At 67.7% G+C, this 11,766-nt stretch carries 10 protein-coding genes; 8 read left to right on the top strand and 2 right to left on the bottom strand.

What is annotated here, in order from left to right:
- Positions 1–54 precede the first annotated feature (54 nt).
- The 3 genes from H7V21_RS05700 to H7V21_RS05690 all read left to right on the top strand — a co-directional run bounded on the left by H7V21_RS05700 (position 55) and on the right by H7V21_RS05690 (position 2,886).
- Entirely contained in the window at positions 55–831 is a 777-nt protein-coding gene (locus H7V21_RS05700; RefSeq protein WP_188055888.1) for an enoyl-CoA hydratase, read from the top strand.
- A 142-nt stretch (positions 832–973) separates the two neighbouring features.
- Complete coding sequence (mmsB, locus tag H7V21_RS05695; protein ID WP_188055887.1) at positions 974–1,855, top strand: 3-hydroxyisobutyrate dehydrogenase; 882 nt, start codon at positions 974–976, stop codon at positions 1,853–1,855.
- A gap of 92 nt (positions 1,856–1,947) precedes the next feature.
- The gene (locus H7V21_RS05690; protein ID WP_188055886.1) at positions 1,948–2,886 is read left to right on the top strand and encodes a right-handed parallel beta-helix repeat-containing protein; all 939 of its coding nucleotides are present in this window, start codon (positions 1,948–1,950) and stop codon (positions 2,884–2,886) included.
- A gap of 1 nt (position 2,887) precedes the next feature.
- Here the strand turns inward: H7V21_RS05690 and H7V21_RS05685 are convergent, their stop codons facing one another.
- Positions 2,888–4,507 (bottom strand): alkaline phosphatase family protein, encoded by a 1,620-nt coding sequence (locus H7V21_RS05685; RefSeq protein ID WP_188055885.1) that lies wholly within the window; start codon positions 4,505–4,507, stop codon positions 2,888–2,890.
- A gap of 76 nt (positions 4,508–4,583) precedes the next feature.
- Between H7V21_RS05685 and H7V21_RS05680 the strand changes: the two genes are divergently transcribed.
- The 5 genes from H7V21_RS05680 (at position 4,584) to H7V21_RS05660 (ending at position 10,678) form a co-directional block, all read left to right on the top strand.
- A complete protein-coding gene (locus H7V21_RS05680) occupies positions 4,584–6,650 on the top strand; it encodes a protein-disulfide reductase DsbD family protein (protein ID WP_188055884.1) in 2,067 nt (688 codons plus the stop codon).
- A 16-nt stretch (positions 6,651–6,666) separates the two neighbouring features.
- Positions 6,667–7,284 carry a redoxin domain-containing protein gene (locus tag H7V21_RS05675; RefSeq protein WP_188055883.1) on the top strand — a complete coding sequence of 206 codons (618 nt, stop codon included), beginning with the start codon at positions 6,667–6,669 and terminating at the stop codon, positions 7,282–7,284.
- 115 nt (positions 7,285–7,399) lie between these two features.
- Entirely contained in the window at positions 7,400–8,914 is a 1,515-nt protein-coding gene (locus H7V21_RS05670) for a circularly permuted type 2 ATP-grasp protein (protein WP_188055882.1), read from the top strand.
- A gap of 19 nt (positions 8,915–8,933) precedes the next feature.
- A complete protein-coding gene (locus tag H7V21_RS05665; protein WP_188056379.1) occupies positions 8,934–9,869 on the top strand; it encodes an alpha-E domain-containing protein in 936 nt (311 codons plus the stop codon).
- A complete protein-coding gene (locus H7V21_RS05660; RefSeq protein ID WP_188055881.1) occupies positions 9,869–10,678 on the top strand; it encodes a transglutaminase domain-containing protein in 810 nt (269 codons plus the stop codon). The genes H7V21_RS05665 and H7V21_RS05660 overlap by 1 nt, the downstream gene beginning before the upstream one ends.
- Positions 10,679–10,807: 129 nt before the next feature.
- On the opposite strand, the gene H7V21_RS05655 is transcribed toward H7V21_RS05660, so the two are convergent.
- On the bottom strand, positions 10,808–11,587 hold the full coding sequence (locus tag H7V21_RS05655) for an arginyltransferase (protein ID WP_188055880.1): 780 nt from the start codon (positions 11,585–11,587) through the stop codon (positions 10,808–10,810).
- Positions 11,588–11,766 lie beyond the last annotated feature (179 nt).

Here is an 11,766-nt window from a genome sequence, read left to right as displayed (position 1 = left end):
AGCACGGCAACCGTGCGTGGAACCTGTAACTGACGGATGGAGGGGCTTTTTTCGATGGCCGACACTGAAACGATCACCGTGGAGCAGCGCGGCGCCGTCACGCTGGTCACGCTCAATCGCCCCAAGGCGCTCAACGCGCTCAACAGCCAGGTGCTCGACGAGCTGCTCGCGGCGATGCGCGCCTTCGATGCCGATGACTCGCAGGGCTGCGCCGTCCTCACCGGCAGCGAAAAGGCATTCGCCGCCGGCGCCGACATCAAGGAGATGCAGGCGCAGGGCTTCGCCGACATGTACGGCCATGATTTCTTCGCGGGCTGGGATGCGTTCACGCGCACGCGCAAGCCGATCATCGCCGCGGTCGCCGGCTATGCGCTGGGCGGCGGGTGCGAGCTGGCGATGATGTGCGACTTCATCCTCGCGGCCGAAACGGCCAAGTTCGGTCAGCCCGAGATCAAGCTCGCGGTCTCGCCGGGCATGGGCGGGTCGCAGCGGCTCACGCGCGCGGTCGGGAAGGCCAAGGCGATGGAAATGTGCCTCACCGGCCGGATGATGGATGCGCACGAGGCCGAGCGCGCTGGGCTCGTCAGCCGTATCCTGCCCGCCGACGAGCTGCTCGACGATGCGCTCAAGACCGCCGAGCTGATCGCGGGCATGGCGCCGCTCGCGGTCAAGGCGAACAAGGAAATGGTCAACGCGGCGTATGAGACGACGCTGGCGCAGGGCGTCGCATTCGAACGCCGCCTGTTCCACGCGCTGTTCGGCACGGCGGACCAGAGCGAGGGGATGAGCGCGTTCGTCGAGAAGCGCGAAGGCAAGTGGACGGGCAGATGATGACGGTCGCGTCGGAGTGTGGCCGGACGCGCCATGCCCTCGCGACTCCGTTCGTCCCGAGCGAGGTCGAGGGACGTGCGGCACGGTAGGGCGCACGGTGTCTCGACTGCGCTCGACACGAACGGATTGGGATTGAAGCGATATGGCACGCGTAGCATTTATCGGACTGGGCAATATGGGCGGCGGGATGGCCGCGAACCTCGCCAAGGCGGGGCATGACGTCCATGCCTTCGATCTGTCCGAAGAGGCGCTGGCGAAGGCGAAGAAGGCCGGCTGCCTCGTCTGCGACAGCGCCGCCGACGCAGTGAAGGGCGCCGAGGCGGTCGTCACCATGCTGCCCGCGGGCCGGCACGTCGAACAGGTCTATGCCGACAGCGTATTCGGCAATGCCGAGCGCACCGCGGTTCTGATCGATTGCTCGACGATCGACGTCGAAACCGCGCGGCGCGTCGCCGACGCCGCATCGGCGAAGGGGCTGACCGCGGTCGACGCGCCGGTTTCGGGCGGGATCGCCGCGGCGGCGGCGGGGACGCTCACCTTCATGGTCGGCGGCAGCCGCAGCGGGTTCGAGCGGGCGCAGGGCTTTCTCGAGGACATGGGCAAGACGGTGATCCACGCCGGCGGCAACGGCGCGGGCCAGGCGGCCAAGATCTGCAACAACATGCTGCTCGGTGCGACGATGATCGCCACCTGCGAGGCGTTCGTGCTGGCCGAGAAGCTCGGGCTCGATCCGCAGACCTTCTACGACATCGCCAGCGTCTCCTCGGGGCAGAGCTGGTCGATGACCAGCTATTGCCCCGTCCCCGGCGTCGGGCCCGAAAGCCCCGCCGATCGCGACTATGCGGGCGGCTTTGCGGCGGCGCTGATGCTGAAGGACCTGCGGCTGGCGATGGAAGCCGCGTCGAGCGTCGATGCGCAGACCCCGATGGGCGCGCGCGCGGCCGAGCTCTACCAGCGCTTTTCGGACGCAGGCAGCGGCGGACTCGACTTTTCCGGGATCATCAAGGCGCTCGGCGCGAAATAGGGGCGGCCGAGATACCGGGCGGCGGGGTTAACCCTCTATTTGCCTTTTCAGCCGATGCTGAAGGGCGCAACAGGCTTCCCGAAGGAGCCCTCATGCGCCGCATCCTGCCGTTCGTCGCCATCGCGCTTACCGCCCCCGCCGTCGCCCAGCACAGCGGCCCGGCGCCGTTCGTGATCGAGGAGACGGGGCAGGGGTTCGGCAGGCTCGACGACGCGGTGGCGGCGGTCGGCGACCGGCAGGCGACGATCCTCGTCGCGCCCGGCACCTATCGCGACTGCACCGTTCAGGGCGCGGGCCGGATCGTCTTTCGCGCTGTCGAGCCGGGCACGGCGATCTTCGACGGCGGCGCCTGCGAAGGCAAGGCGACGCTGGTGCTGCGCGGCCGCGGCTCGGTGGTCGACGGGCTCGTCTTTCGAAACATCCGCGTGCCCGACGGCAACGGCGCTGGCATCCGCATCGAAATGGGCGACCTGACGGTCAGCAATTCGATGTTCCTCGACAGCCAGCAGGGCATTTTGGGCGGGCACCACGATACGGTGCGGAACATCACCATCGATCGCTCGACCTTCGCCGGGCTCGGCCAGTGCCACGAGACGGTCGATTGCAGCCATTCGGTCTATCTGGGCATGGATGGCCGCATCACCATCACCCGCTCGCGGTTCGAGCGCGGCACCGGCGGCCACTACGTCAAGCTGCGCGCGCCGCAGGTCCAGATCACCGATTCGAGCTTCGACGACAGCGAGGGGCGCGACACCAACTATATGATCGACCTTTCCGAAGGCGGCACAGGCGAGATCGCCCGCAACACCTTCGTCCAGGGGCCGAACAAGGAAAACTGGTCGGCGCTCATCATGGTCGCGGCCGAAGCGCGGACCTATGGCTCGCAGGGACTGGCGGTGGTCGACAATGTCGCCACGCTGGCGCCGGGCGTGCGCAACGGTCCGGCGTTCGTCGCGAGCTCCAGCCCCGATGCGGTGCGGATCGCCGGGAACCAGCTCGGCCCCGGCATCCGCCAGTTCGAACGGCGCTGAGCTAGCGGCAGCTGCTTGCGTCGCTGGCGTCGAGATCAAGGCAGCGGCCGTCGATCTCTACCGGCACGTCGATCCCCAGCAGCGCGGCGAGCGTCGGCGCGATGTCGACCGTCTCGACCGAAAGCGGCTGTTCGAAGCCCGTCATGCCGCGCCGCCAGAACAGGATCGGCACGCGGCGGTCATAGTCCCAGAAGCTGCCGTGGGTGGCGACATAGCCGGGGCCAGGGTTCGGGATCGGCGTGACGCGCGGCTTCAGCGCGACGATCAGGTCGCCCGAACGCTCTGGATCGTAGGAGGCGCGCGCTCGCTCGACCAGACTCCAGGTCTCGGGCGGCCCGTCGGGAGCCGGGCTGGCTAGCAGCTGCTCGCGAGTCAGCACCGCCTCGACCTGCGGATGCGCGGCGATCCGCGCAACTGCGGCGTCGCGCACCCGGATGCGGTCGCTCTCGCTCAGGGCAGGGTCGATCCAGACGTCGCCGGCGCCGCCCCACAGCAGCTGGCCCGAAAGCCCCAGCTCGCCCGCGATCGCGCTTCCGATCGTTGGTACCGAAAGGCCGCGGACCCGCTCGGCCATCGGCATGGCGTGACTCGTATTGCGCTCGGGCAGATCGTGGCCGCCGTGATCGGCGGTCAGCACGACGGCATAGTCGATGTTCTGCGCGTCGAGGACCGTGAAGAGCTTTTCCAGCGTCTGGTCGAGCGCCAGCAGCTGGAGGCACATCTCGGTGCCGTGCGTGCCATAGCTGTGGCCGACATAATCCGTCGCCGAAGCCCCGATCGCGAGAAGGTCGGGCGCCTCGCCCTTGCCCAACGCGCGTTCGGCGGTCAGCCCGGCGGCGAGCGCCAGCACGGCTTCGTCGAATTCGGGCGAGGCGCGAAAGGCGCGGGCGTCACCGGCTGCGCGGGCGAAGCGGCCGGTTCCGACGGTGCGGTCGTTGCCGATCGGCACGGCGCGGTCGTAGCGGCGGCAATAGTCGGGCAGCGGCAGCGCCGGCTGCGCCTCCGCCAGCCGTGCGGCGACCGAGGTGTTCAGCCGCGTCACCGTCTCGGGAGCTGTGCGGCCGGCATAGGTCACGAACTCCGAGCCGTTCCACCACCACGCCTGATCGGTGGCGTCGCCGCCCAGCATCGCCACCGCACGATCCTTGCCGCCGACAACGACGACCCGCGATTGCGGGTTGGCCGCCTTCATCCATGCGCCCAGCGTCGGCACGCGCAGATGTACCGGCGACACAGTGTAGCGCGACGAGGTGCTGCCCGGCACGCTCTCGTCCTCGGCGCAATAGACGGTCTTGTCCTCGCGCGGGGTTTCCAGATCGATCCAGTCGTTTGCGATAATGCCGGTGCGCGCCGGACGCGATCCGGTGAGGATCGTCGAATGGCCGGGGCAGGTCTCGGTAGCCGAATGGCTCTGATAGCCGGAGGGGAAGACGACGCCGTCCGACAGCCGAGCGAAACCGCCTTCGAACTGCTCGCGATATTCGGCGAACAGGTCGGCGGAAAGCTGATCGACCGAGATCGCGACGATCAGGTTCGGCGGACCCGAAGGCGCCTCCTGAGCGGCGATCGGACCGGCGACGAGCAGCGCGGACGCGGCGGCGAGGATGCGAAGGGGGTTCATGGAAATTGCCTCTGGCCTGTCATTTGCGGGCGCCGCTGCTAATGGTTCATCGGCACTCCCACGGCAAGGACGCGTGATGATCGGGTTGCGTTTCGGATTGATGACGCTGCTCCTCGCGGTGCTGGCGCTGACTGGGCTGCCTGTCGCCGCCCAGACGCCGGGTGCGGGGCCGCACATCCGCATGGAGCTGATCCCGGAGACGTCGCGACCCGCGCCGGGGCAGGAAGTGACGCTCGCCTTTGCGTCCGTGCCCGAAGAGGGCTGGCACGGCTATTGGCAGAATCCGGGTGACGCCGGCATCCCCACCGCGGCCAGCTGGACCTTGCCCGACGGCGTCACCGCGGGCGATCTGCGCTTCCCCGTGCCCGAGCGACTGATGATCGCGGGCATCATGAACTATGTCTATGAAGGGCCCTATGCGTTGCTCGCGACGCTGCGCGTGCCCGAGAACGCTGCGCCAGGCATGCGACTGCCGGTGGCAGTGAAGCTCGACTATCTGGTCTGCACACTCGAGTTTTGCGTGCCCGAAAGCGCCGAGCTCGCGACCGAGCTGACCGTGGGCGACGGGGCCGTGCCCGGCGATCGGCGCGCGCGCTTCGACGAATGGCGGGCGGCGCTGCCGCGGCCGCTGGGCGCGCAGGGCAGCTATCAGGTGAACGGCGACGCCTTCCGGCTCGAAATCCCGTATCCGGCCGATGCCGAAGCCGAGGATCCCTATTTCTTCCCGATCACCGATGGCGCGATCGACTATTCCGCTCCGCAGATGGTGGCACGCGACGGCGACCGGCTGGTGATCGAAACCGGCGCGCGCGGTGCTCCCGGCGCAATCGAAGGCGTGCTGGCGATCGACGAGCATCGCGGGTTCGTGCTGACCGCGGGGCCTGGCAACGTCGCGCCGGCGCCGGCCGGTGCGGCGGCGGGGGGCGAGCGGCCATTTGCGTGGCAGACGGCGCTGCTTGCCTTTCTGGGCGCGGTGCTCGGCGGGCTGATCCTCAACATCATGCCCTGTGTCTTCCCGATCCTCAGCCTCAAGGCGCTGAGCCTCGCCAAGGCGAACGCAGGCGAGGGCAATCCGCGCCGCGAGGCGCTGGCCTATGCCGCGGGCGTCATTCTGGTCTGCCTCGTACTGGGCGGTGTGCTGCTCGGCCTGCGAGCGGCGGGCGCCAGCGCGGGCTGGGGATTCCAGCTGATGGATCCGCGCGTCATCCTGTTGCTGCTGCTGCTGGTGGTGGCGATCGCGCTCAACCTCGCGGGGCTGTTCGAAGTGGCGGCACCCGGCTTCGTCAATCGCGCGGCGACGCACGGCACCGGCAGTTCGTTCGCCACCGGCGCGCTGGCGGCGTTCGTCGCGACGCCGTGCACCGGCCCGTTCATGGGTGCGGCGCTGGGAGCGGCGCTGGTGTTGCCCTGGGCGGCGGCGCTGGCGGTGTTCGGCGGGCTGGGGCTGGGCATTGCGCTGCCGTTCCTGCTCCTGGGCTTCGTTCCGGCGCTGCGGCGGAGGCTGCCGAAGCCTGGGCCCTGGATGGGGACGCTGCGCCGCATCCTCTCGATTCCGATGTTCCTCACCGCACTCGCGCTCGCCTGGGTGCTGGGCCGGCAGGCGGGAGTCGATGGAATGACGCTGGGGCTTTCGGCGGCGCTGCTCGCGGCGCTGGCGCTCTGGTGGGTCGGGCGTCGCCAGCAACGCGGGGCACGGCGGCAATGGGCGCCGGCGTTGCCTCTGCTGCTGCTCTCGCTCGCAGCAGTCGCCGTGGTGCGTCCCGCGCCTGTCGAAGCCGAGCAAGCTCTTGCCTCCGGGGCCGAGCCGTTCAGCGAGGAGCGGCTGGAGGAGCTGCAACGTGAGGGCAGACCAGTCTTCGCTTATTTCACTGCCGACTGGTGCCTCACCTGCAAGGTGAACGAGAAGACGGTGATCGAAACGCAGGGAGTGCGCGACGCGCTTGCCGCTGCGGACGTCGCGGTGCTGGTCGGCGACTGGACCGACGGCGATCCTGTGCTCGGCCGGTTCATCGAACGGCACAATCGGGCAGGCGTCCCGCTCTATCTGTGGTATGCTCCCGGTGCGGACGAGGCGCATGTGCTGCCGCAGCTGCTCACGCAGGCGATGCTGCGCGATCTCGCCGCCCGCGATGCGGCATCTTGAGCCTGGGAGAGAGCGTATGACCAAGTGGAGTTGGGCGGCCGCCGCCGCCGTTGCCGTTGCGGGCGCGACTGTCGCCGCGCCTGCCGCCGAGCCGGAGATCGGCGCCGCCGCCACGAACTTCCGCGCCTATGACATGAACGGCGAGGTGGTGGAGCTGCGCGACTTTCGCGGCAAGACGGTTGTGCTCGAATGGAACAACCCGGGCTGCCCCTTCGTGCAGAAACACTATAACAGCGGCAACATGCAGCGCACGCAACGTGCTGCGACGCAGCAGGGCGCCGTATGGCTGACGATCAACTCCGGCGCGCCGGGGCTTCAAGGCCATATGAACGGCGAACAGGCGCAGGCGTTCGTCGAAGGCGCGAACGCGGCGCCGACGCACTATCTGCTCGATCCGAACGGAGTGATCGGCCGCGGCTATGACGCGCGCACGACTCCGCAGATGGTGATCATCGATGGCGAGGGGCGCGTGCGCTACAACGGCGCGATCGACGACAAGCCGACCAGCAACGTCGCTGACATCGAAGGTGCGCGGAACCATGTGGTCGAGGCGCTGTCGGAGATGCGGGATGGCCGTCCGGTCTCCATTGCCGAGACGCGCCCCTATGGCTGCTCGGTGAAATACGCTTCCTGATCCGGCAAGCCGCCGCACGAGGGGCGGGAGACATGCATGTGTCTTCGCCCCTTGTGCAGCGCAGCAAAGCGCGTAGCATGGAACCTGCGAGCAACTCCGGCGCTTGGGAGCTTGGATGGCAGCAGGCGGAACGTTCGACGAGATCTGGGGGCACGGCGGGCCGGAGGCACCGCGGGGCGAGTTTGCCGCGCTGTCGCAATGGATCGCCGACACCTCCGCCTCCGAGCTTCAGCGCCGCCAGCAATCGGCAGAAGCGACCTTCCGCCAGCTCGGCATAACCTTTGCGGTCTATGGCGACAGCGAGGCGGCGGAGCGGATCATTCCCTTCGATGTCGTGCCGCGCGTGTTTCTCGCGAGCGAATGGGACCGGCTGAGCGCCGGGCTGGTTCAGCGAGTCGAGGCAATCAACGCGTTCCTCGAGGACATCTACGGCGAGCGTCGCATCCTGAAGGAAGGGATCATCCCGCCCGAGCTGATCTACCTCAACGATCAGTTCCGCCCCGAAGTGAACGGCATCCGTCCGCCGCACGGCATCTGGGCCCACATCTGCGGCATCGATCTGGTGCGGGTCGGGCCCGACGAATTCTACGTGCTCGAGGACAATGCCCGGACGCCGTCGGGCGTCTCCTACATGCTTGAGAATCGCGAAGCGATGATCCGGCTGTGTCCCGAGCTGTTCCGCGCGTTTCGGGTCGCGGCGGTCGACAGCTACCCTGACATGCTGCTCGAGACGATGCGGTCGGTGGCTCCCGGTTCGGGGCGATCGACGCCGGTCTGCGTCGTGCTGACGCCGGGGCACTTCAACTCGGCCTATTACGAACACAGCTTCCTTGCGGATTCGATGGGCATCGAGCTCGTCGAGCCTGCCGATCTGGTGGTCGACGACGATGTGGTCTGGATGCAGACGATCGCGGGCCGGGTGCAGGTCGACGTGATCTACCGCCGCATCGACGATGATTTCCTCGATCCGCTGGCGTTCAAGCCCGATTCGCTGCTGGGCGTGCCCGGGCTGATCTCCGCCTATCGCGCCGGCAACGTCGCGCTGATCAATGCGCCCGGCAACGGCATCGCCGACGACAAGGCGATCTACAGCTACATGCCGGAGATCGTGCGCTTCTATTCGGGCGGCGAGGCGAAGCTGCCGAATGTCGACACCTGGCGCTGCCGCGAGCCGGAGGCGCTGAAATATGTCCTCGATCACCTGCCCGAGCTGGTGGTGAAGCTGGTGGATGGTTCGGGTGGCTACGGCATGCTCGTCGGTCCCAGCTCGACGAAGCAGCAGATCGAGGAGTTTCGCGCAGCCCTGATCGCCGAGCCGCACCGCTACATCGCCCAGCCGACGTTGGCGCTCTCTACCGTTCCCACCGTCACCGAGGCCGGCGTGGCGCCGCGGCACGTCGATTTCCGGCCGTTCGTGCTCACCGGCAGCTCGGGGGTGCAGGTCGTTCCGGGCGGGTTGACGCGAGTGGCGCTGCGCGAAGGATCGCTGGTGGTGAATTCCAGCCAGGGCGGCGGGACGAAGGACAGCTTCGTCCTGATGAACGATGGCCCGACCCAGTCTCAGTCTCAGTCTCAGTCTCAGTCTCAGTCTGAGGCGGGCATGCGGCAGAGCCAGGGAAATCACGCATGACGACCGACGCGCCATGCTGATGCTTTCGCGCACCGCGGCCGCGCTCTACTGGCTCGGCCGCTATGTCGAGCGGGCGGATTTCACCGCCCGGCTGGTCGAGGCGACGGTGCGGCTCGATGCCTTGTCGGCGCAGCCGGCCGGCGAAGCCGCGTGGCGAAGCGCGCTCACCGTCAGCTACACCGACGATGCGTTCGAGGAGACGGGGCAGGAGCCCACCCAGGCGAACGTCGTCCGCTTTCTCACGCTCGAGACCGACCATCCCGGCTCGATCATCCGCTCGCTCGATGCGGCGCGCAACAATGCGCGCGCGGTGCGCACTGCGCTTACACGGGAGGCCTGGACGGCGATCAACCGGGCTTGGTGGCTTTTTCAGAATCGTGCGATGCCGAGCGACGCGACGGCCGCGCTCCAGCTGGTCGAAGCGGTCAAGGCGGAGACGCGGGGCTTCGAAGGCGCCGTGCAGCGGATGATGCGCAACGAGGCGACGTGGCTGATCCAACTCGGTGCTGCGATCGAGCGGGCGGACAATACGGCTCGGCTGCTCGACGTGAAGTACCACATCTTGCTGCCCGAAGGCGAGCGGCTGGGCGGAGCGGTCGACCGGGATCAGTGGACGACCATTCTGCAGACAGTGTCGGCGGTCACTGCCTATCGCTGGATCTACAGCGAGGGACTGACCTCCGGAAACGTCATCGACTTGCTCATCAGCCGGTTCGAATTGCCGCGATCGCTCGCCGCATGCGTCGATGAAACCGTGACGCTGCTTTCCAATCTCGCCAAACGGACCGGGCTTCAGGGAGAAGCGGACCGGATGGCGCGCGCGCGCATGGCACGCATCCAGAAGACCGCATCGTCCGACGTGATCGTGAGCGGCCTCCACGAATATCTGGAGGCCTTCATCCGGGAGAATGCAATGCTCGACAGCGCCATTGCGCGGCAGTTCCGCTTCATCTGATGCGGATCGCAATCGAACATCGCACGCGCTACCGCTTCACCGAGCCGCAGGCGCGGATCGTCCAGCTGCTGCGACTGACGCCATGCGACACGCTGGACCAGACCGTCGTCGCCTGGCGCATCGACGTCGACCGCGACGCTCGGCTGCGCAAGTCGGAGGACGGCTATGGCAATGAAACGACCATGCTGTACGCCGAAGGGCCGCTTGAGGAGCTGGAAGTCTCCGTCACCGGAGAGGTGCTGACGCTCGCTTCGGACGGCCGCGTGCGCGAAGCGGCCGAGCCGCTGCCTCCGATGTTCTTTCTGCGCACCACGCAACGCACGCTGCCGAGCGCGCCGCTGAAGGCGTTCGCCCGCGACGCGGCGGGCGATACCGGCGCGCCGCTGGAGCGGCTGAATCGGCTGAACTCGGTTTTGCACAAGCGCTTCCGCGCGGTTCAGCCGCTGCGCGACCAGGGCGTCACTGTCGCCGAAGCCTTTGAATCGAAACAGGTCAGTGCGCGAGACGTGGCGCAGATGTTCACTGCCGCGGCGCGCGTGCTCGAGATACCGGCGCGGTATGTGTCGGGATATCGCCATGCTGAAGGGTCGGCGACGGCACCGCACGCCTGGGCCGAAGCCCATGTCGAGGGTGAGGGCTGGATCGCCTTCGATCCCTCGGCGGGCGCGTGCGCGGATGAGCGCTACGTCCGCGCCGCAGTCGCGCTCGATGCCAGCCAGGCTGCTCCCATCGCCGGCCATCGCGTTGGCGCGGGCGAGGAGAGACTTGACGTCGACGTCCAGGTCGAGCGGCTGGGCGGCGACGCGTGAGCGCGGGGCCCGACTGATCGGCTTAGAGAGGCGGACGGCAGGAGTGCTCGGCGAGACCGTGCCGGGACCGCGAGGCGTGATGACGAGGCGACTTGGCGGGCCGGGGTGCGGCGCCTGGGTCGCCGATCGTCAGGCCAGTTCGCGCGCCCGTGCCATTGCCGGTGTCATAGCTTCCGCTTCCGAATAGCGCGACCAGCCGTTCGGGCCGAGCATCTCGATCGGGCGATAGCGGGTCTTGTACGCCATCCGGTCAGAGCCCTTCACCCAATAGCCGAGATAGACATAGGGAAGCCGCGCAGCGCGGGCGCGCAGGATGTGATCCATGATGATGAAATTGCCCAGGCCCGGCCGATCCGCATCTTCCGCCAGGAAGAAGCTGTAGATCATCGAGAGCCCGTCTGCCTGCTGGTCGGTGATGCAGGCGCCCACCAGCCGTCCGCGGCGGCCGTCCTCGCCGGGCTCGCGATACTCGATCACATGGGATCCGACCGGCGTCTGTTCGACCATGTCGGCATAATCGTTCTCGTCCATGCTCGCCATTCCGCCGCCGGGGTGGCGAGAGGAGAGATAGCGATGCAGCAGCGCGAACTGCTCTTCGGTTGCCCAGGGCTTGCACGCCGTGACTTCGAGGTCGGAATGGCGGCGCAGCAGCTTGCGCTGAGTGGCGTTGGGACGGAACTCGTCCGCGACCACGCGAACCGAGACGCATGCGGTGCAGCCGGCACAGCTTGGCCGGTAGGCGACCGACTGGCTGCGCCGAAACCCGATCCGGCCGAGCGCGTCGTTCAGCTCCGACGCATGCGGCCCGCTCAGTTCGGTGAAGATCTTCCGCTCCTGTTTGCCCGGCAGATACGGGCACGGGGAGGGGCTCGTTACGAAGAATCGCGGGAAGCGGGAAAGTGCGGTCACCGGTTGCGCCTCTTGGTCTCGGCCTCGGAAAGGAGCGTGTTGAAGAGACTATGAAGCGCGAAAATGATGATGAAAAGGCGCTTTACCATGAAAGAAAGTTAACGCGCGGCGAAGGACGGAATTTTGAGCGACTCGCGCTCGGCTGCCGGACATCGATCGTTCCGGTCCAGCACGCACGG

It is taken from the genome of Sphingosinithalassobacter sp. CS137, from assembly GCF_014334115.1.
Taxonomy (GTDB): Bacteria; Pseudomonadota; Alphaproteobacteria; order Sphingomonadales; family Sphingomonadaceae; genus Sphingomonas.
This window is presented reverse-complemented; position numbering and strand designations above follow the sequence as displayed.